Origin of the sequence: Mucilaginibacter sp. (assembly GCF_028288205.1) — a bacterium.
Taxonomy (GTDB): Bacteria; Bacteroidota; Bacteroidia; order Sphingobacteriales; family Sphingobacteriaceae; genus Mucilaginibacter.
Genome location: NZ_JAQBOD010000058.1, coordinates 87,240 through 109,847, shown reverse-complemented (window position 1 = coordinate 109,847; position 22,608 = coordinate 87,240). Strand labels below are relative to the sequence as shown.

Below are 22,608 nucleotides of genomic sequence, written 5' to 3'. Positions count from 1 at the left end.
AATGTTGGGAACTGATGAATCATTTAATTAGCAATTGCTAAAATAGAGTCAATTTATCAATTGAAATTAAAAAATCTTTTTGTTTGTAAAATACCGTATTTCCTGTTTTAGCAAAAAAAACGTATAAATGCATGCCTAAAAATTTATGCATTTCAGTTTCAATTATTTCCTCTACACTCATGTCAATGGATTCAATAAGCAATACTTCAGGTCGGTATTTTTCCCAATTATTTGATTTTAAAACAGACATTTCTGCACCCTCAACATCAATACTCATAAAATTTATTTTTGTTTCGTTAGGCAGGTATTCATCTAATAATTTTTCTAAAGGTACCGAGTGTATTAATACAATTTCTTCTAATTTACACCAGGCAAATTTTTTATTTTCTTCGACCTGTTTTTTAGAAATGGTATTCATTAATGATGGTTCAAACAAATAAAATTCAATAAGGCCTTCTTTTTCTGATATCAATAATTCCAGGTTAATATCATTTGGCCTTTCTATATCAAAAATAGTTTTGCTTTTAGGTATCGGTTCGATGTTTATCCCCCGCCATCCTATTTGATAGAAATAATTTGTATTTGAAAACAAGGATGGATGATGGGCGCCAATATCAATATAATAGCCTTCATTTATATTGCCAAATATCCTTTTTAATACCATATCTTCACCCTCCTGCGAAAATGAGATTTGACCATTGCGTTGTCTATTATACTCGGGATGAGTATAATAAATATAGTTGATCAACCTTTTCGGAATAAGATTTAAAATGTGTTTTTGAATGTTTTTTTTCACCTCTTAGTTTATATTATCGTTGGCTTTATCAATAATCGTTTGGAATTTTTGAAACTTATTGCTGTAAAGAGCATATATCTTATTTGCATTAACTTCATCCTGCCGATGGATCAAATCTGTATTCCAAATCCTCATTCCACCTAACGCGCTCCCGCCTATCCGGAAATTTGTTCTGTACCAGCCAACTTTAAGTCCAAGAGAATAAGCCCTAAGACATACTTCAGCATCATCCCATTGGAAAGGTGCGAAAGTTTGATCTATATGTTTAATGTTATCAATAAATAATTGTCTGTTAACCCACATGGGGGCCCTAATAACAACTTGGGCAAATTTAAAGTCGCCAGGTTCGATATCTCCCCCTACAAATTTATATTTAAAAGAGTTTTTTCGTTGTCCATAACCGTTTGCCACTTCATATTCACCTCTTACGTTATCTGCAGTAGTTTCAAAAGGCAGCATGTTCATGCCTAACCTGCCACCCAAGAAAACAAGATCAGTAAATTTTTCAAAGTGCTTTACCGCGTCATTTACCCAATTCAGATCAGTAAAATCATCATCGTCCTGTAATAATGCCACATATTTACCACGGCTTAAATAAATGGCTCTGTCATAAGTTATTACTTCATATAGATCATTCGCTTTTAAAATAAACTCATTTGCTCCATTTAGTTTATCTAAAAGCAATATAGACTCCTTCTTTTTAGAACCGTCATCTATAACAATAATTTCAGAATTTTTAACCTGTCTCAGTTTTTGAATAAACTTTAAAACTGTACGGCTTTTGTTATGCGTTTGTATAACGAATGAAATTATTGGTTCCGGATTATAATTTTTATTAGCCCAAGACTCGTAGGTTTTTTGAATTACTTTGCGAGGAGGAAAAAAATTTTGGTATATTTTTTTCAGAATAGTTTTCACAAATTTAAACGGTTATCTGTTTAGACTTTTTAGCATTTTTCTTACTTTATTTATAATCCGGCTTAAATATTGAGCCTTTAGCACTTTTACACCTAACGCAGCGTTTTCAGTATATAAATTATCTAATAACTTTTTAAGTTCAAATGCTTGGGTTTTTAATAATAAACTTTCAAATTCAGCTACATTGTTAATAGGATTCTTAAAAACTAAAAAATTGCCATACTCATAAGTCGGTTTAAATAGTTCGTTGGGGTCTTTAATTGTTTTTAAATCAAAAAAAACAGGCATAATATCATTTGAATCTATAATTAGTCCTTGTGCATAATTTAGATCTTGTAACGTTTGTATTAGGGCAATTACTTTGCCGAAAAATTTTTTATCCCATCCTGCGGTGCCACTTTGTTTAAAGGCACCACCACCATATTCAAACTCTATAATATATGGTAATTTTGATTGATCTAATTCTGTTAATTGTTTAATTATTTCGTATTCTGAACCTTCGGTATCTGCTTTTAGGAAAGTAATTTTGTCAATATTATATTTTATTAGCAATGTCTTCAGCAAAATAGACTTAACTTTTTTTTGATTTTTTTCGTTCACCCCCCACCAGTCGCTATTAATAGACGAAAGATCAGAATATTCATTGCTATATAGCGTTATTTCACCTTCTGTATCATAAATACAGGCTTCTTCAAAATGGATATTCCTTTCTTTGGCAATTTTTAAAAAAGGTTTATACGCAATTGGGTCAACTGCAAGACATTCAAGTCCGGCTTCTTTATACTTAATAGAATAAAAATTGTCTGTACCAACACCAATTTCTATTGCTGTACCTTTCTTGTCAGGGTCAAAAGTGTTAACCAGTAATTTAATTATAGATTGACTTAATATTTCTGGAAACATTATTTTATTGTTAGCGTATGGTTAAAAAATGCTACCCCTCTAACTTCTGGTGGATATTGTATAAAAGCAGATTGTTGTAAATCTTCACTTATTTGAATTTTTAAAATATTTAAATAATCTCCGGAACAAAGCTCGGAATTAAGGTAAAGACCCATAGTATATGACCCAGGTATAAGATTTATATTTTTCATAACGCCTTCAAGATATAAATGGCCTTTCTTTTTTGAAATTTCAACTAACTCTTCACATCTTAAATCAATTATGGCTACTCTTGTTTCGTAAATGTTATATATTAGAATACACAAACCAGATAGCTTATTAATTGAAGAAGACAATAATTCAATACAAAATTCTATATTTTCAGACATTCTATAATTTGTCTTGGTTAATGCATATTTTAATAATTTAACGTGTTTATTAAGATCTTCTGTATGTTGGTTAGTTGATGGTAGATCGCTCTCTGAGATATATTCAAAAACGACTTTTTCTGCTGCCGACTGTGAAAATAATTTGCCTTTTTCAAGATATATGCCTTGTTTGCATAACTTAAGTATGGATTCCATATTATGGCTCACAAACAAAATCGTCCTCCCTTCGCCCTTACTCACATCACTCATTTTACCCAGGCATTTTTTTTGAAATTCAGCATCGCCAACAGCCAATACTTCATCAACAACTAAAATCTCTGATTCCAAATGTGCGGCAACCCCAAAGGCTAAACGAACGTACATGCCTGATGAATATCGTTTTACGGGTGTATCAATATAACGTTCAACGCCGGCAAAATCAACTATCTCATCAAACCTGCGTTTAATCTCTGCCTTGCGCATGCCTAATATAGCACCATTTAAATAAATGTTTTCTCTACCTGTCAATTCAGGGTGGAACCCGGTACCCACTTCTAATAGGCTAGCTATGCGCCCTTTAACTTTTACAGAGCCGGTAGTAGGAGAGGTTACCCTGCTCAAAATCTTAAGCAAGGTGCTTTTGCCCGCACCATTACGGCCTATAATGCCAACCGCATCGCCTTGTTCAATTTCAAAGTTTATATCTTTTAAACTCCAAACAACGTCACTCCCGCCTTTAATAGTGCGGTCATTTACTTCACCAATTTTTAAAAATGGATCTTCTTTACCCCGCATCCTGGCCCAGAAGCGTTCCAAATCGCGTGATATCGTTCCTGTGCCAAAATCGCCTAATTGATAGGCTTTTGAAAGGTTTTCTACTTTTATTACTTTACTCATTATACCGTATCAACGAAAGTTTTTTCAACCTTATTGAAAATAATAATACCTGTTAACAATATAATTACGGTTATACAACTGCTATAAGCCAATAGCTCCCAGCTAAAACTGCCTTTGTTTAAAAAACCATATCTAAAAGTCTCTATTATTGCTGTAACAGGGTTAAACTTTATTATCCAGCTATATGCAGGATATTTAATTATTGCCGCGGATAATGGATAAATTACCGTAGTTGTATACATTAACAAGGGGACACCAAAGCTTACTACAAATGCCAGATCGCGATATTTAGTAGTAACTGCTGATATAATCATACCCAGCCCCAATCCTAATGCTGCAATAAGAATGATTAATAAAGGAAAAAGCAAGATGTATATATTAGGCCTAATAAGGGAACCATTAAAATGATAGACAAGCATCAGTATTACAAACAATATAAACTGCACAGCAAATCTTATTAAATTGGATAGCACAATGCTTAAAGGCATTATTAACCGCGGAAAGTAAACCTTACCCAGCATAGCAGCATTATCTCTAAAAACAGTTGATGTTTTGGTTAGACAATCGGCAAAATAGTTCCATAAAATAGTACCGGCTAAGTAGAATACCGGACCGGGTATTTTATCAGTTCCTATATTAGCAAGGTTATTAAATACCAGGTTATAAATTAGAATGGTAATTATAGGTTGTACAAAAAACCAAATGGGGCCTAATATAGTTTGTTTGTAAAATGATACAAAATCGCGCCTTACCAGCAGCACCAGCAGATCGCGGTATTGCCAAACATCCTTTAGGCCTAAGCTAAAAAGGTTATTTTTTGGAGTAATTTCGATATCCCAATTTTCTTCAGCTAATTGGTTCATTGTTTAATAAGCGTTGTAGTTTAATTATATAATCATCTTCGTTAAAATAATGCAAGCATTGTTTCTGTAAGTTTTTACGTTCGGCTATGGTTAATGATCTGTTTAAGTCGGTAGCAAGCGCGTTTTCAAGCTCTATTAAATCATCAGGGTTAATGGCTCTTCCCAGTTCGCCGTTTCTTATAGCATCAAGGCTACCGTCAACATTGCCGCAAATTACAGGTAAGCCACAAGCTAATGCTTCTATAAATACAATTCCAAAGCCTTCTTTTTTACTTGGGAGGATAAATAGGTCGGCCAATAAAAAATGATCAGCAAGTTCATTTTCATTAATAAAACCGGTTAAAATAATTTGGTCCTCAACTTTATAATCGCTTATTAATTGCTTGATACGTCTTTCTTCTATAGCATCATACTGGCCCGAAAGAATATATTTAATTGAAGGAACAGTATGCTTTAATTTGTTTATAACTTTTATTACTTGCTCGTATCCTTTATATTGTTCTGTTGCCGCTAATCTTGTTAAAGTATATAATATAACATTATTAGTAGTTAGTTGATATCTTTCAAGCAAATGTTTTGGTTTTTCAAAGCTTTTTGGAAGCACCATAAAGGGGTCCACCGCATTATTTAAAACAGCACATTTATCAGAATTTATTTTATGCCGTTTTATTATTTCTTGTTTAGTAAAATTGCTTACACAAATTATTTTGTTGCATTTTTTCAAGAAATATTTTTTGATAAACGATAACGGGCGCCAAACTTCTATGCCATGAGCGATGAGCCAAACTTTACATTTTGGATTTATTATTTTAATACCTAAGCCAATAATGGCCAGGTTAATATGGCTTATTATTATAACATCGGCAGTTACTGCTATTTTAAGCGTATTTACAATAAATGCACCACGGTTAACACTAAAGCCTTTAAAGCTTTCGGGTGGTAAATATTGAGGCATTAAGTCACTATCGTTATCATAAACAGACCATAGCTTAAATTTAAATTTATTGTGTAAAGCTACTTGCTGCAACGAATGTGCAAGCGTGCGGGTCATTTTTTGTATCCCGCCTGTAGAGCTAAATGTTTGTAACGTAAGAAGAAATATTTTTTTAGGCATGAAGTTGTACCTGGTAAAGTGCAAAGGCTTTAGACCAATGCACTTTGTCAGTTTTAAAATCCTTAATAATACTTTTTGCTTTTTTGTTTCTATACAAGTTTTCGTTATTTATTTCAGCGTGTTGCCGCATCCATTGTTGTAAAGGAAAGCTAAAACCCATTTTGGGCCGGTTCCAAACAGATTGCGGTAAAATATCTTTAAAAGTATCAATCAACAATTTTTTAGGTTGATTTTTATCAAACCTTATTTCAGAAGAAATACTGTTTATCGCATTTTGAAAGTCTTCGTCTAAAAATGGAACCCTAACTTCCAGTCCATTATTCATACTCATTATATCAGTATCATGCAGTAATTGATTTTGCATATAGATGTTAGTTTCAAACCAGGCTGCTTTTTCCTGGTTTGTGAGCCCTGGATTAGGAATATTCTCTATTGAGAATAATGCGTCATAAACTTGCTTTTCATCACAATTTAATATTTCTGCTATTTCAGCAGGTGCAAATAATCCTCTTAAAAAAAGATAATCAGCAAATGGATGATTGTTGGTTAAGTAGTTTACCCTTTTTAATGGGTCAGCAACCAAATAATTTGTTGTTTTTAATAACGAGGATGGAATCATTCTTAAATATTTGATATATTTTATCCTGTTAAATGAAGGATATCCGCCAAATAGTTCATCGGCACCAATGCCCGATAGTACAGCTTTTAACCCATCTTTATGGGCGTAATTGCTTATAAACCAAGTATTAATGCCATCGGTAGTTGGCATGTCCATTGCGCTTAATATATAAGGAAAGCACTCTTCAAAATCATGCTGTGTTATTAGGTGAGTAAATTTTTCTCCTTGTATTTTATTAAAGATTTGTTGTTGATAGGCGCTTTCGTCATATTCTTTTTCATTAAAATAAAGCGATACGGTTTTCAGCTCGTGTTGTTGCTGTTGATTAGCTAACAGGGTAACCACGCTTGAATCTATGCCGCCGCTTAAAAAAACACCAATGGGTGCATCAGCAATAAGTTGACGGTTTATAGCAGCTCTAAATGTCTCGTTAATGGCTTTTTCTGCGAGTTTTATATTTGTGATGCGGTTGGTTACCGATGATTGGGTATATAATGATATATGATGGGTACAGTTATTATGATCCCAACATAAAAAACTTCCTTTAGGCAGACTGAATACATTGTTTAAAATAGTGTCAGGTTCAGGAATGTGCCCGTAAGCTAAAAATTTAATTAACCATGTTTTATTGTTTTCATTAGCAATACGCGCTAATTGCAGCGCCTTTACTTCTGATGCGAAGCTTAACTGTTCGTTTGCAATATGATAATATAAGGGTTTAATACCCATAGCATCACGTACAAGATAAGTTAAAGCTTTTTCAATATCATATAATGCAAAAGCAAACATCCCACGGAATTTTGAAAAAGCTGCTACACCCCAATGCAGGTAAGCCTGCAAAATAACTTCTGTATCGGTATTAGAATGAAATTTAGCACCAATTTTCATCAATTGATCTTTTAATTCGCGATAATTATAAATCTCACCATTAAAAGTTATCCATGTTTTTTTATTAATATCAGCCATGGGTTGGTGCCCATTGGTACTTAAATCAATGATTGATAATCTGCGATGACCAAATGCCAAGCCAGTATTTTCGGCCAAAAAAATACCTTTATCATCTGGCCCGCCATGCTTTAAGGCATTACACATAATGCTTGTTTTTGCAAACATTTCATCTGTAGTTAACCTTTTCGAAATAATTCCTGCTATTCTGCACATAAATAAGGGGTATTCATAGCTCCGCCTCGTAAGTCACACGTAATGTGTGTAACCTATTAATTATTAGTTATTTGCATTTTGCTTTTTAATGCAAATTTTGTAAGGCTGATGGCATAAATAAAGCTAAAATGCCGTTGTGTAATATAAAACTATAATATAAATTATTAATTAAAATCTATCAATTATTGAGGCAGCCACATTTACTAAGATTGAGCAACCAAGGCTTTCAAGTTTTAGCACCAATTGTTTTTGCGAGCGGTATGAGACCATATTGCCGGTCATTCCCTTAAGCGGGCCGGCTTTAATTATTATTTTTTCGCCAGGTTGCAGGTTTTCTTCGGTAATTTCCAGATCGTAGGGGCTAGCCATCAATAATTTAAGATCTACAATCTGGCGGTCGGGCATTGTAGCAACTGTGTTTGAAAAGTATATAAACCGTGCTATTCCCTTGGTCATTAACACTTCTGTTTTTTCTTGTTCGGTGATATGAACAAATAGGTATGATTTAATAAAAGGTTCTTCCACCCATTTTTTTCTGTCGCTCCATTGTTTCATTTGCCGATGAAGCGGCAAATAAGCCTCTATGCCTTTATTTACTAAAGTCTGGAATGCTTTTTTTTCGGCCCGGGGTTGCGTATAAACAGGATACCACTTATAGGCAGCTGTATTTGATATTAAAGTCATTTATTAAATTAATGCTTTATTTTTTGAACCAATTCCATATATGCCACCATTTATTCTCATTATCATCGATATAATAACCAGAGCCTTCATTACCGGCATAGTCAGAGTAATAGTAATAGGTGGCGCCATAATTATTGCCGGTATATTTTGTTGAATAATATCCTGAATGCAGCTGGTCCTGGGCAAATGCATTAAGTACAATAACTGTATTATCCAGGTGATATTCCTGTGCAATACGTTGCGGAATAGTTGCCGCATAGAATTTTGATTTTCCTGATCGTATTACAAAAAGATTAATATCACTCATTCTTATTAATGGTATTGCATCTGATACCAAACCAATCGGGGCGGTATCAATCATGATAATATCATACCTTTCTTTAAGATTGTTTATTAATTCAGTCATTCTTGCAGAATGCAATAATTCTGATGGGTTAGGGGGCACCGGTCCTGAAACTATAAAATCCAAACCTTCCTGGTTAGAATTATTTATAATATCATCAATACTACATCTGTTGGCCAGGTAATTACTTAAACCCATATCATTTGGCACATGAAAAGTTTTATGCAGTTTTGATCGTCTTAGATCGGCAGCTATCAAAATAACCTTTTTATCTATAAGAGATAAGGTACTTGATAAGTTAACCGCCACAAATGATTTTCCTTCGCCCGCTACTTCCGATGTAACACAGATGACCTTGCTTTTTTTCTCTGATGCCAGGAAGTTTAGATTGGTACGAACCGAGCGTACAGATTCTGCAAATATTGATTTTGGCTTACTAATGGCCAGTATTTGGGTGCTAAATTCATCAATATCTTCGGGGAACTTTCTTATTACCCCAATAATCGGTATTGTGGTAATATTTTCAACAGTTTCTTTATCATATATATAAGGGTTTAATACCCTTATTAAAATAATAAACCCTAAACCTATTGCAATTCCTAAAATTATTGCTGTACGATGAAAGCTATGGTCATCTGGCGATACCGGATTATAATTAGGTTGGGCCAGGTCAATAATAGTTGCACCGGGCAGTATACCCGCGGTTAATATTTCCTGATCTAGTTTTTTTTCGGATAAGAAAGAATAAACCTTATCATTAACTTCAAAATCTCGTTTTAAACTAACCATCTGCCGTTCTGCAGCCGGTAATTGTGCTATTTGTTGATTTACCGGCACAAGTTGGTCTTGTTCATATTTTAATTTAGTTTCAATAAGCTTGCGCGATGAAACAATGCTGTTTATGGTAGTATTTTTGATTTGTAAAATTTGCCGGTCTATATCCTGTATTTGCGGCGAATTATTATTGTAAGTTTTTAACAAAGCAGTTTTTAAAGACAATAAACTATTAAGATTGGCAACAAATTCACCTATTTGAGTATTGGTACTTGCTCCAACGGTGTTCAAATTAATATTTACATTGTCTTTACCCTTAACTATATCTTGTTGAAGCTGATCAATAGCCAGGAGGTCAAGTTTTATTATTGAAATTTGTGATTCAAGCTCTTTAGCCCGGCCTATTACCCGGTCTGAAGCAGAACTTACATCTATTATTTTATTATTTTGCTTATATTCCTGAATGGAGCTTTCTGAGCCGTTTAGTTTGGTTGCAAGAAAATTTAACTGATCATCAATAAACCTGATCATTTGCAATGCTGATTTTGTTCGCTGGCTATGATCATAATGCATATATTCCTGTACAACAGCGTTTAATGCATCTGCAGCAAACCGGGGATTAGAATCAGTTTGCTGTAATGATAACATATTTGAGTTTTTGGCTGTTTCTTGCGTATGTAACCCGCCCCTTATCCTGCCTATAAAATCTTCCGGAGCATTAAGCTTGAATAAAAAAGACGCAGTTTTAGGCAAATCTGCCGGATATTTAATACTAAAAGATGTAGGTCCAACAGTAAAGGGCACATTGTAATAGCATACCTGGGTAATATCTTTTCCTAATATAGACTGCTGCCCTTGATAACTAATATTGAAAGAAGTTTTATTTATAGGCTTAAAAGTGATTAGGTTGTGAAAAAAATTTAGCGTATCAAAATTAATAAGTTGTACATCTAATGGTTTTGCGGGGTATAGTTCATTAGTACGGTTAAGTACCCGGCCCACTACATAAAAGCTCATGCGGTAATCAAGGTGTTTAACAGCATTTAATAAAAGAGGGGTGCTTTGTAGTATTATCGTTTCGCTTTGAATTTTAGAAACGTTGGCCCTGTCTGTACTGGTTGCCATACCTACCATATCTGATATTTCGGATTTTTTTTCCTCGAATTTTATAACGGCAGATGTAGCAAATACTTTCGGTGTATACCACAAATAAACATTTGATGCAAGAAAACATATCAAAACAGAACCTGCTATCCAGTACCATCTGCTTAATAGAATTTTGGCTATTTTATAATAATCAAATTCCTGGTTCGGTAGTTTGGGTGTTACCTTGTTTAACTCTTCCATTTAGCGGCGGATAAGTGTAAAGAGAATTAATGCTGTATTAAATATAAGCAATGCAGGTTGTGCTATCGTAGAAAAATCTTGTAACCTATCAGCCCGTACTGCCCTTTTGTTTTGTGCGATAACAACAATGTCATTGTTTTGAAGTATGGTTCGGGGATCGTTTATAGATTTTATATTACTCAAATCTATTATATCAGTTTTTGGGTATTTTTGATCGGTATGTATTATTTTAATGGTTTTTTCATCCGCTTTTTCGGTGAGTCCTCCCGCCTGGCCTATAATTTCAATAAGTGTTGTCTTATCTTTTGTTAAAAGTATATTTCCCTGCGTTTTTATTTCACCAAGTAAGGTTACTTTAAGATTCATTATTTTTAATTCAAGTAATGGGTCTTTTAGCGGCCCTTTACGGTATAGATCTTCAATGTATTTCCGCGCCTCTACACGCGTTAATCCGGCAACCTGTATTCTTCCTAAACCTGTTAATGCAACTGTTCCGTCATCTTCAACAGTATAAGTTTCTCCTGATTGTATTCCTGTCGCTGTTATAGTTGTGCCAACAATTCCGGCATTTAAATCAACAATATTTTTACTGTTTTGTATGTTGGATATTTGCAGTACGTCCTGCGGCTTTATGCGATAATTACTTATGTTTGCAGCGTTACTTTGTCGGAAAGTATCTGCAGGTGAGGTTCTTTGCTCAAGAAGTACATGATCTTGTTTGTATGAACAGGAGGCGAAAATAAAAGTTAGTCCGAAAATAAGGCATATTAGTATTAAAGGGCGCATATATATAACAAATTCGGCTTAGTACTTATATCTTTTAGCAACAATCCCAAAACTACATATTTTGTCTGTATAAGTTAACCTATTTTTTAAGAAGTGCAGAATTTAAAAATTTCTATAATTACAGTTACCAAAAACGCCGGAAAAACTCTTGGCCGTTGTATAGAATCTGTAATAGCGCAAAAATATAGTAATACAGAATATATAATAATTGACGGTGGCTCAACAGATAACACTCGTCAAATAATAAATTCCTACAACCCCCATATTAGTTTTTATATATCAGAGCCTGATAAGGGCATTTATGATGCAATGAATAAAGGTATACAAATTGCAACGGGGGATATAATAGGAATGTTAAATGCCGACGATTTTTTTGCAAGTAATGACATACTAAGCTGCGTGGCAGAAGCTTTTAGCCGGCAAAATGCCGATGTATTATATGGAAACCTGGAGTATATAAATCAAAACGGCGCAATTATTCGTAACTGGCATTCAGGAACTTACATACAGGGTACATTTAATTGGGGATGGATGCCGCCACACCCTACTTTTTACTGTAAACGTTTGTTATTTGAACGTTTAGGGTTATATGATCCACAATATGGAACTGCTGCTGATTATGAATTAATGTTAAGGTTTATGCATTTAAATAAATTAAATGTATGCTATCTGAATAAAGCGATGGTTAAAATGAATATAGGAGGGGTTAGTAATAAGACCTATCAAAATCGTTTAAAAGCGTGGCGAAATGATTTTAGAGCGATGAGAAATAATGAGGTAAAATTTCCACTGTTATGTTTAATTTTTAAGCCATTAAGAAAGATAACCCAGTTTATAATAGGTTAGATAATTATTTTCTAATTATAAAGAAACATTTGTTAAAAACTATTAAGCAATATTTATCCCCTAATTTTTAATGAATTTAGGCTTATAAAAAAATGTTAGTAACTATTATGAAATTTTAATACTAACTATTAAGCAATGTTTATAATTATTTTAATAAATTTGGTCATATTTATGCTATACTTTAATATAATAAATTTTATATGCCCGAGTTTTTACGTTATCACTTTGCTTATTATTTATTTATAATTGGATTTCCTGCCCTTTTATCCGTTATAGCTATACCTTCAATTTTATATGTTGCACGTGTAAGGCATTTATATGATGATATAGGGCATTTTAGAAAACAGCATGATCACGGCATACCGCGTTTAGGTGGTATAGCGATATTTGTAAGCTTTGCAATTACCGCCCTGGTATTTAGCATAATAAATGAATCTTTTCCTATAAGTTATTTACTTATAGCCAGCATAATTTTATTTGCAATGGGTTTAAAAGATGATCTTTCGGGGGTAAATTCAAGCACAAAGTTCATGGTTCAATTTATTATTGCTTTAATATTAGTTGTATTTAGCGATATACGCTTAACCAGTATGTATGGGGTATTTGGCATATACCAACTTCCATTTACCATAAGTTGTGCACTATCGGTGTTAGTAATAATAATGATTATTAATGCTTTTAATTTGATTGATGGCATTGATGGTTTAGCAGCTATTACGGGTATAATTGTAAATAGCGTCTTCGCAATATTATTTATATATATTCATCAATATGAATCAGCCGTAATTTCATTAATTTTGGTAGGGTCTATAGCCGGATTTTTAAAATTTAATATCCCGCCTGCCAAAATATTTATGGGCGATACAGGGTCTTTGTTTATCGGTTTAATATCTGTAGTAATGGCAATTAAATTAATTGAATTAAACAGGTTTGCTATTGATAACAACCCGCAAATTTACGCTGCTCCTGCTTTAACAGTAGCTATATTAATAGTGCCAATTTTTGATACCCTGAGAGTGTTTTTTATACGCATAATAAGTGGCATATCTCCATTTACTGCTGATCGCAACCATATACATCATCGCATATTAAGACTTGGTTATTCTCATTTGCAAACTACACTTATTTTGGCGGTACTTAATCTTATATCAATTGGGTTGGTGCTGGCATTTAGTAATTTAGGTAATTTTGCATTAATAGCAATAATTTTTACTATATCAATGCTGTTTAACTGGGCAATTACATTCCTGATCCGGTCAAAAGATCGCGAAGACGTTGCTTTACGTAACCTGTTCATTTAATAAATTCCCCGCTTTTTTAATCTTAATGTCTGTTTATAGCAGGCAGGCATCTTATCAATTTTAGTTAACTTTGTACCTCTGTTAATTAAAATATAAATGAGGATAGCTATAAACGGATTTGGAAGAATAGGCCGCATATTTTTGCGAAGCATTTTAACCAGACCAGGTATTGAGGTTGTGGCTATAAATGATCTGTCGGATACGCGTACCCTCGCACATTTGTTCAAGTATGATTCTGTTCATCATAGTTTTACCGGTATGGTTACTTTTGATGACGAAAACCTGTACGTTAACCATCATAAAATAAAAATTATAGCCGAGCGTGATCCCGAGTATTTACCCTGGTATCAACTCGATGTTGACCTGGTAATAGAATCAACAGGTAAATTTACCGCTAAGCAAGGTGCAGAAAAGCACCTGGCAGCCGGGGCAAAACAGGTAATTATTTCTGCCCCGTCAACTGATAAAAGTGTGCCTACCGTTGTATTAGGCGTTAATGAGGGTGCTGTTGACCTGCATTCGCCCATACTCTCTAACGCGTCATGCACAACCAATAACGTTGCCGCGATGGTGAAGATACTGGATGATAATTGGGGCATTATTGATGGCTATATAACCACCGTACACTCCATGACCGGCGACCAAAGCCTGCATGATAGCTCACATAAAGACCTGCGCAGGGCAAGGGCCGCTTCGGCATCCATCATTCCAACCACTACGGGTGCTGCAAAAGCCATCACTTCTATATTTCCGCATCTGGATGGTAAATTGGGTGGTGCAGGCATACGTGTGCCGGTGCTTAACGGTTCGTTAACTGATTTTACCTGTACCTTAAAAATACAACCAACCGTAAAAGAAATAAACCTGGCTTTTAAAAATGCTGCCGAAGGTGATATGAAAAATATACTTGAATATACCGAGGACCCCATTGTATCATCAGATATTATAGGCAATACCCATAGCTGTGTGTTTGATGCGCAGCTTACCTCAATAGTAGGTGGATTGGTAAAGGTAGTGGGCTGGTATGATAATGAAATGGGATACTCCAGCCGATTGGCCGACCTGGTAGAAAAAATACGCTTATCTAAATGATCAGATTTATTACCGCCGAAGAAGTATTGCCCGTGCGCAACGCTGTATTACGCGAAGGAAAAAATTTAAAAGATGATGAATGCCGTTTCCCAACAGATAACGCCGCGGGCAATTTCCATTTAGGTTACTATATAAAAGGCGAGCTGGCAAGTATAGCATCCTTCCATCCGCAAAGCTATGGCCAATTTAGCGGCAACGGCTACCAGGTGCGTGGCGTGGCTACAATAGCCAAATATCAGGGGCAGGGCGTAGGCAGCCAGTTATTAAACTTTGCCATTGTTTATCTGCAGGGGCAAAAAGGCAATTACATATGGTGCAACGGGCGCAAAAAAGCCGTAAAATTTTACCAGGGAGTAGGATTTGAGATCGTATCGCCCGAGTTTGAAATACCCGGTACGGGCCCGCATCACGTATTGTATGTTAAAATTCAATGATCGGCTGGCCTTATCAATGTGAAAAAACTGTTAACTAAATAACATCTTTAGTTTTATCCTTTCCCCTTTTACCTCAAATTAAAGCACCTTTCACCTTTTTACCTTTCACCTTTTACCTCAAATTAAAACACCTTTTTCGTTTTTGAGTTTCATAGTTTAGAATAAAATGCTGAATTTGGCGGCCTTTACAACAGAGGATATACTATGAAAACTATAGATCAGATTAAATTTACAGGCAAAAAAGCCCTTATACGGGTAGATTTTAATGTACCCCTTGATGAAAATCATAACATTACTGATGATAACCGCATGACCGCGGCCCTGCCAACCATCAAAAAAATACTTACTGATGGCGGCGCCGTTATCCTGATGTCGCACCTGGGCAGGCCAAAGAATGGCCCTAACGAAAACGATTCATTAAAGCACCTGATACCGCACCTGTCTGACTTGTTGGGCCAGCAGGTAGAGTTTGCCGATGATTGTATTGGTGCCGACGCGGTAGCCAAAGCCAAAGCATTATCAAAAGGCGAGGTGCTGTTATTAGAGAACCTGCGCTTTTATAAAGAAGAAGAAAAAGGCGATGTAGAATTTGCTAAAAAATTAGCCGCTTTAGGCGATGTTTATGTAAACGATGCCTTTGGCACCGCGCACCGCGCGCACGCCTCAACATCGGTTATAGCACAGTTTTTCCCCGATGCCAAGTACTTTGGTTACCTTATGGGGGCAGAGCTTGCCAATGCAGAGAAAATACTAAACGGTGCCGAAAAACCTTTTACCGCTATTATGGGCGGCTCTAAAGTATCTGATAAAATTGAGCTGATAGAAAAACTGCTGGATAAGGTAGATAACCTTATTATAGGTGGTGGCATGGCTTATACCTTTGCTAAAGCGCAGGGTGGCAATATCGGCACCTCATTGGTAGAGCTGGATAAGCAGGACCTGGCGCTTAGCCTCATCCAAAAAGCAAAAGATAAAGGTGTTAACCTGTTATTGCCGGTAGATAACGTTACTGCCGATGCATTTAGCAACGATGCCAACACCGGCACAGCAAAGACCGGCGAAATACCCGATGGCTGGATGGGTTTAGATATCGGCCCCGAAACCGTTGCGCTGTTTAGCAAGGTGGTTAAAGATTCAAAAACCATATTGTGGAACGGCCCCATGGGCGTTTTCGAGATGGAGAAGTTTTTGGTAGGTACCAAAGCCATTGCCGAAGCCGTAGTAAAAGCAACCGATAACGGCGCATTCTCCCTTATTGGCGGCGGCGACTCGGCAGCAGCAGTATCAAAATTTAACCTAACCAAGCAGGTAAGCTACGTATCAACCGGCGGCGGCGCCCTGCTGGAGTATATGGAAGGCAAAGAATTGCCGGGCGTAAAAGCGATTAATGATTAGATAACAATATTTGTCATTGCGCGGAACGAAGCAATCGCACGCTGCAAAGTTCGCGATTGCCACGCTACGCTCGCAATGACATAAATAGTATTAATAAAGGCTCCGGGAGATCGGGGCCTTTATTGTTTTATGGCGTTTCCCTGCGGGACAGGCTTTACGCTCATACGCCTTCAGGCCTTAACCACAGGCCGGTATCCGCTTCAATCCTTAACGCAAGGTGTCTGAACCGCTGATTTTTTTGATTTTAGGATTACCCTGGTTGCTAACCACCCAACCTCCCCACCACGTCATTGCGAGGAACGAAGCAATCTCTGCGTAAGCTAAGCAGGTGTACAATAGGCATGTGTCAACCTCATACAAATTTGAATGTCCTACGTAGAGATTGCTTCGTTCCTCGCAATGACGCTCGGAGAGCAGAGCAATTACCCGCGGTAAAAGCGATAGGCTTAATCTCTAATCTTCAATCACTAATCTCTAACCCCGTCCGTCCGCTACCTCCTCAAACACTTTCAGTTCTATCGGACACTTATCAGCCAGTCGGCTATATCCATGCCGGGGGGTTGCAGTTGGGGTGGGTTGAGGTTAGACCAGATAGCTCAGGACCAATCTTTAATCTTCAATAACCAATTTTCAAAAACTACTTCAACTCATCCAGCACCTTAAACATCTTTTCCTTGATGCCTCTGCCTGATCCGTTGTAGTTGTTAACGATGATGGAGAAGCAAAGCTGGCGGCCGTTATGGGTTTGGTAGCCGGTGTAGGCCAGGGCGCTGTTGATGCTGCCGCTTTTCATGTGCATATCGTTATACAGGGGCAGGCTATCGTAAAAATCTTTGAACCAGGTTTCGGCGGTGGCCGATTGCAGGATGCGCGCCATAGTGAGCGTAGTTACCCGGTTACCCGGCGACAGGCCGCTGCCGTCGAACACGTTTAGCGTATGCTTATCAATACCTGCTTTGGCTGCCCAAAAATCTTGCAGCACTTTAACGCCATTATCGGTATTAACGGGCTTGCCTGCCTTATCGGCAACAGCCAATAAAAGCTGCTCGGCATACAGGTTTATGCTGATGTGGTTTTGCCAGTACAATATACCGGTTAACGTTGGCGAGGTTATGGTAAGCAAGCTGGCGGTTGATTGCGGTATAGGCTGCCCCTTAGCGATTAACGTAGTAAACGATTCGGGCATACCGCTTACAGCGATCCCGAGACCCTTTAGGGTATCTGTCAGGTGCCAGGCAATATCATACGCGGGGTTGGGTATGGCGGTGCCTATGGCTTTCTTGGTTTGATCTACAGCGTAAGTGCCCCTTACATACATAATATTGCTGCCAAGTGAGGGTAGATAGGCGTAGGCTTGGTCGCCGGTATGTGCAACGCCATTTAGCAGCTCGCTTTTAAAGGCAAGGTAGGGCATAGCGGGCGATGTGCCGGCAATACCGATGGGTGTATTCACCTCGCCGGTGCGCAGTTTGAGGCTAAACTGGTTTTCGCCCCAGCAAAGTGCCGAGGTGCCTGCGCCATAATAAGTACCCAGATCCTGCCATATCCACCCATTGGGAATAGACTGGCTGCCATAATAAGAGTCATCGCCAATAACACGACCGTTAACACGTTTAATACCTGCCTTTTGCAGGGCGCTAACCATTTGGCTAAGAATATAGGTTTGCTTAGTGGTTTCCCAGCGCCAGCTGCCCAGGGTAGGGTCGCCATACCCGCGGATGATGACATCGCCGGTAAGTGTGCCATCGGCGCTAATGGTGCCACTGTAGCTAAAGGTAGTTTTAAACTGGTAATCTTTACCCAACGTATTAAGCGCGGTTATACTGGTAATAACTTTCATGGTAGAGCCCGGCGCCAAACCCATGTTGAGGTTAGCGGCAAATACCTGCTCGCCGGTTTTGGCATCAAGCACGGTTAACGCTACAGAAGCGTAGCGGCACTGACTATCGGTCTGTAATTTATTAAATGCTGCTGATAACTTTTGCTGCAACGGGGTTTGCGCCCATGCCTGTACCGAAATAAATAATAGTATACTGAAACTAAACGGGGCTCTCCACCTGCTCTTCATCTTTCGAAAAATATTTGGTTATATAATAAATTGGTATGCCTATTAAAACTATAATTAAACCCGGCCAGGTAAATTGTGGTTTATAAATAATTAATAATATGCAAAAGGCTAAACCCATAATCATGTAAATGGCGGGTAGCACCGGGTAGCCAAATGCTTTGTAGGGCCGCTCGGCATCGGGGCGCTTTACACGTAATATGTAGATGCCTAAAATGGTAAGCACATAAAATATTACTACTACAAATGATATCATATCCAGCAGGTCGCCATACTTGCCGCTAAGGCATAATATACTGGCTACAATACATTGTATCCATAAACCGAAGCCCGGTACTGCAAATTTATTTAAGGTGCCTGTGCGTTTAAAGAACAAGCCATCCTTAGCCATAGTATAATATACACGTGCCCCTGCCATTATCAATCCGTTATTACAGCCAAAGGTTGATATCATGATCATTAAGGCAATAATAACAGTACCAATGTGCCCAAATATTACCTGCGATGCGGCAACTGCTACACGGTCTTTATTTGCAGTGGCAATTTCGTGCAACGGTAATACACCGGTATATACAATGTTAATGCTTACGTAAATAAGGGTTACTATCAGCGTACCTAAAAATAGACTCAGACCAATATTGCGCTGCGGATTTTTCATTTCGCCGGCAATAAAGGTTACGTTATTCCAGGCATCGCTGCTAAAAATAGAGCCTACCATTGAGGCGGCAACAGCGCCCAAAGCGGCAGCCATAGTATAAGAGGCAACACTGCCGTCGACATTTAATTTATGAATATCCCAGGCGTTGGTCCAGTTGGCGTGCCATACATCGCCCTTAAGCATTATCAACCCAAATATGATCAAACCAAATAAACTGGCCAGTTTGGTTAAAGTAAAAGTATTTTGGATGATCTTGCCGCTTTTAACACCACGGGTATTGATAAACGTAAGCAGTATAATTAATACAATAGATACACATTGCGCCGCGCTTATAGTAAAGTGCCATGAACCAAGCATGGTAGAAAATATAATATTATCCTCGCTAACCGCAGGTATTAAATAAGCGGTGAATTTAGAGAATGCTACCCCAACCGCTGCAATAGTGCCGGTTTGTATCACGGCGAAAAAGCTCCATCCGTATAAAAAAGCTATCAATTTATTATAAGCCTCTTTTAAATAAACGTACTGCCCGCCTGCTTTTGGAAACATGGCGCTCAACTCGCCATAACTAACGGCAGCGGTTAAGGTCATGAAGCCGGTTATCAGCCAAACAGCAATAAGCCACCCGGATGAGCCTACATTGCGTATAATATCTGCACTTACAATAAAAATCCCCGAGCCTATCATAGAGCCGGCAACTATCATAGTGCCATCTAACAGGCCCAGGGATGCTTTTAATTTAGGTTGACCTTCGTTTTTAATCATTAGATATCGTTTAGAGTTCTAAACTATTCAAAAAACTTTATAATTGACATGCTATTGTAAAGAAATTAATTTTACTAATTTGCAACCCCGATTAAATACCAAACAAAATATAAACTTTAATAACACATATGGATTTTTTGAACACTTACTTAATTTACTTAATTCCCGTTTTTGGTTTAGTAGGAATTGTATTTATGATCATTAAGTCGGCCTGGGTTACTAAACAGGAAACCGGTGATGCTTCAATGAATGAGCTTGCAGGCCATATTGCTGATGGGGCAATGGCTTTTTTACGCGCAGAGTGGAAAATGCTGGGCTACTTTGTAGTTATTGCAGGTATTTTACTGGCTTACTCTGGCACAACGGTACATACATCAAGCCCGGTTATAGCGGTTTCATTTATAGTTGGCGCTTTTTTATCGGCATTTGCAGGTTACCTGGGCATGCGTATTGCTACCAAAGCAAACGTGCGTACTACACAAGCTGCGCGAACCAGCTTAGCCAAAGCATTAAAAGTATCGTTTACAGGCGGTACCGTTATGGGTTTGGGCGTAGCGGGTTTAGCTATTATAGGTTTAGGTTCGTTATTCATTGTATTCTATACTATTTATGTAAAAAATGTTACCGGCAGTAGTGTAAACGGTGTAGCCATGGCTAAGGCGCTGGATGTATTAGCCGGATTTTCGTTAGGTGCAGAATCCATTGCCTTATTTGCACGTGTGGGTGGCGGTATTTATACCAAAGCTGCCGACGTGGGTGCCGATTTAGTGGGCAAGGTAGAAGCAGGTATCCCCGAGGATGATGTGCGTAACCCCGCAACAATTGCTGATAACGTAGGCGACAACGTAGGTGACGTTGCAGGTATGGGTGCCGATCTATTCGGGTCATACGTTGCAACTATGCTGGCTACCATGGTATTGGGCCGTGAAATTGTATCGCATGATAATTTTGGCGGTATTGCCCCTATATTATTACCAATGGTTATTGCAGGCTTAGGTTTGATATTCTCTATAGTTGGCGCGTCATTCGTAAGAATTAAAAGCGAAACCGACAGTGTGCAAAAAGCATTAAATATAGGTAACTGGACCTCTATATTATTAACTGCTATTGCTTCGATATTTTTAGTTAAATGGATGCTGCCTGATGGTAACTTCTTTATGAGCCGCGATATGGATGGCGACGGGGTTATGAAAGAAGGTGCTTTAATATTTACCAAAGATGGCATAATAGGATCTATAATGGTGGGTTTGGTTGTTGGCACGCTAATGTCAATGATAACCGAGTATTATACCGCGATGGGTAAACGCCCGGTGTTGGGCATAATAAGGCAATCATCAACGGGCCATGCTACCAACATTATAGCAGGTTTGGCAGTAGGCATGGAATCTACCGTGTTACCAATTTTAGTATTGGCTTCGGGTATTTATGGCTCTTATCATTTTGCAGGTTTATATGGTGTGGCAATTGCCGCGGCAGGTATGATGGCTACTACAGCTATGCAATTAGCTATCGATGCATTTGGCCCAATTGCTGATAACGCCGGTGGTATTGCCGAAATGAGCCAGTTACCACCCGAGGTACGCCACCGGACGGACAACCTTGATGCCGTAGGTAACACTACCGCAGCAACAGGCAAGGGTTTTGCCATTGCTTCGGCAGCATTAACCTCACTGGCTTTATTTGCAGCCTTTGTGGGTGTAGCAGGTATTGAGCATATTGATATTTACAAAGCCGATGTACTGGCGGGTTTATTTGTTGGTGGTATGATACCTTTTATATTCTCGGCATTATGCATCTCGGCAGTGGGCCGTGCAGCTATGGCGATGGTAGAAGAAGTACGTCGCCAGTTTCGCGAGATACCGGGCATTATGGAATACAAAGCTAAACCTGAGTATGAAAAATGCGTAGCTATATCAACCAAAGCCTCTATCCGCGAGATGGTAGCCCCGGGCCTTATAGCGTTGATTACCCCTATAATAGTTGGCTTTATATTCGGCCCCGAAGTTTTAGGCGGATTATTAGCAGGCGTAACCGTATCGGGTGTGTTAATGGGTATCTTCCAAAGCAACGCAGGCGGCGCATGGGACAATGCTAAAAAATCATTCGAAAAAGGAGTGGATATAAACGGCGAAATGCACTACAAAAAATCAGAACCACATAAAGCATCTGTAACAGGTGATACTGTTGGCGATCCGTTTAAAGATACGTCAGGCCCGTCAATGAATATTTTGATCAAGCTGATGTCGATTATGTCATTGGTTATTGCACCACATTTGCATAAAGAACTTAGCCATAGCCCACGTTTACAAAAAGAAATTCAAAGAAGGTCAATGATAACGCATGTTATCAAGATAGATAAAAACGTATAATAATAAAGGATTATAAAGAGAAGGGATGCCGGTTTGGTATCCCTTTTTTGTTGGGATAAAAACAGCTATTCAAAACTTATTTACCATAATACCGTCACATTATTTTTTTCGGAAAAATTAACTATGTTTGG

Annotated in this window: 18 protein-coding genes; 6 read left to right on the top strand and 12 right to left on the bottom strand. The window is 37.7% G+C overall.

Annotated elements, in window-relative coordinates; genetic code table 11:
• Positions 1-37 precede the first annotated feature (37 nt).
• From JWR23_RS14945 to JWR23_RS14900, 10 genes are all read right to left on the bottom strand, one after another.
• A complete protein-coding gene (locus JWR23_RS14945) occupies positions 38-796 on the bottom strand; it encodes an FkbM family methyltransferase (protein WP_299516994.1) in 759 nt (252 codons plus the stop codon).
• A 3-nt stretch (positions 797-799) separates the two neighbouring features.
• Positions 800-1,714, bottom strand: coding sequence for a glycosyltransferase family A protein (locus JWR23_RS14940; RefSeq protein WP_299516992.1), 915 nt, complete (start codon positions 1,712-1,714; stop codon positions 800-802).
• A 12-nt stretch (positions 1,715-1,726) separates the two neighbouring features.
• Positions 1,727-2,617: an FkbM family methyltransferase gene (locus tag JWR23_RS14935; RefSeq protein ID WP_299516990.1), complete on the bottom strand. Its 891-nt coding sequence runs from the start codon at positions 2,615-2,617 to the stop codon at positions 1,727-1,729.
• Positions 2,617-3,759, bottom strand: a complete 1,143-nt coding sequence (locus tag JWR23_RS14930; protein ID WP_299516989.1) for an ABC transporter ATP-binding protein — start codon at positions 3,757-3,759, stop codon at positions 2,617-2,619. The genes JWR23_RS14935 and JWR23_RS14930 overlap by 1 nt, the downstream gene beginning before the upstream one ends.
• Positions 3,760-3,860: 101 nt before the next feature.
• Positions 3,861-4,724: an ABC transporter permease gene (locus JWR23_RS14925; RefSeq protein ID WP_299516987.1), complete on the bottom strand. Its 864-nt coding sequence runs from the start codon at positions 4,722-4,724 to the stop codon at positions 3,861-3,863.
• Positions 4,708-5,838 carry a glycosyltransferase family 4 protein gene (locus JWR23_RS14920; protein ID WP_299516986.1) on the bottom strand — a complete coding sequence of 377 codons (1,131 nt, stop codon included), beginning with the start codon at positions 5,836-5,838 and terminating at the stop codon, positions 4,708-4,710. Before JWR23_RS14920 ends, JWR23_RS14925 begins: the two co-directional genes overlap by 17 nt.
• Positions 5,831-7,618, bottom strand: a complete 1,788-nt coding sequence (asnB, locus tag JWR23_RS14915) for an asparagine synthase (glutamine-hydrolyzing) (protein ID WP_299516984.1) — start codon at positions 7,616-7,618, stop codon at positions 5,831-5,833. Before asnB ends, JWR23_RS14920 begins: the two co-directional genes overlap by 8 nt.
• Before the next feature lie 168 nt (positions 7,619-7,786).
• Positions 7,787-8,302, bottom strand: a complete 516-nt coding sequence (locus JWR23_RS14910; protein ID WP_299516983.1) for a UpxY family transcription antiterminator — start codon at positions 8,300-8,302, stop codon at positions 7,787-7,789.
• Between the two features lie 16 nt (positions 8,303-8,318).
• A complete protein-coding gene (locus JWR23_RS14905; RefSeq protein WP_299516982.1) occupies positions 8,319-10,766 on the bottom strand; it encodes a tyrosine-protein kinase family protein in 2,448 nt (815 codons plus the stop codon).
• Entirely contained in the window at positions 10,767-11,552 is a 786-nt protein-coding gene (locus JWR23_RS14900; protein ID WP_299516980.1) for a polysaccharide biosynthesis/export family protein, read from the bottom strand.
• Positions 11,553-11,645: 93 nt separating this feature from the next.
• Between JWR23_RS14900 and JWR23_RS14895 the strand changes: the two genes are divergently transcribed.
• From JWR23_RS14895 to pgk, 5 genes are all read left to right on the top strand, one after another.
• Positions 11,646-12,398, top strand: coding sequence for a glycosyltransferase family 2 protein (locus JWR23_RS14895; RefSeq protein WP_299516979.1), 753 nt, complete (start codon positions 11,646-11,648; stop codon positions 12,396-12,398).
• A 200-nt stretch (positions 12,399-12,598) separates the two neighbouring features.
• Complete coding sequence (locus JWR23_RS14890; RefSeq protein WP_299516977.1) at positions 12,599-13,699, top strand: MraY family glycosyltransferase; 1,101 nt, start codon at positions 12,599-12,601, stop codon at positions 13,697-13,699.
• 96 nt (positions 13,700-13,795) lie between these two features.
• Positions 13,796-14,791 carry a type I glyceraldehyde-3-phosphate dehydrogenase gene (gap, locus tag JWR23_RS14885; RefSeq protein ID WP_299516975.1) on the top strand — a complete coding sequence of 332 codons (996 nt, stop codon included), beginning with the start codon at positions 13,796-13,798 and terminating at the stop codon, positions 14,789-14,791.
• The gene (locus JWR23_RS14880; protein WP_299516974.1) at positions 14,788-15,225 is read left to right on the top strand and encodes a GNAT family N-acetyltransferase; all 438 of its coding nucleotides are present in this window, start codon (positions 14,788-14,790) and stop codon (positions 15,223-15,225) included. The genes gap and JWR23_RS14880 overlap by 4 nt, the downstream gene beginning before the upstream one ends.
• Positions 15,226-15,429: 204 nt before the next feature.
• The gene (gene pgk, locus JWR23_RS14875; protein WP_299516973.1) at positions 15,430-16,620 is read left to right on the top strand and encodes a phosphoglycerate kinase; all 1,191 of its coding nucleotides are present in this window, start codon (positions 15,430-15,432) and stop codon (positions 16,618-16,620) included.
• A gap of 637 nt (positions 16,621-17,257) precedes the next feature.
• Here the strand turns inward: pgk and dacB are convergent.
• Together dacB and JWR23_RS14865 are read right to left on the bottom strand one after the other, a co-directional pair.
• On the bottom strand, positions 17,258-18,688 hold the full coding sequence (gene dacB, locus JWR23_RS14870) for a D-alanyl-D-alanine carboxypeptidase/D-alanyl-D-alanine-endopeptidase (protein WP_299516971.1): 1,431 nt from the start codon (positions 18,686-18,688) through the stop codon (positions 17,258-17,260).
• Positions 18,660-20,108 (bottom strand): APC family permease, encoded by a 1,449-nt coding sequence (locus JWR23_RS14865; RefSeq protein ID WP_299516970.1) that lies wholly within the window; start codon positions 20,106-20,108, stop codon positions 18,660-18,662. Before JWR23_RS14865 ends, dacB begins: the two co-directional genes overlap by 29 nt.
• A 128-nt stretch (positions 20,109-20,236) precedes the next feature.
• Here JWR23_RS14865 and JWR23_RS14860 point away from each other — a divergent pair, with 128 nt between their 5' ends.
• A complete protein-coding gene (locus tag JWR23_RS14860; protein WP_299516969.1) occupies positions 20,237-22,477 on the top strand; it encodes a sodium-translocating pyrophosphatase in 2,241 nt (746 codons plus the stop codon).
• The last annotated feature ends 131 nt before the right edge of the window (positions 22,478-22,608 follow it).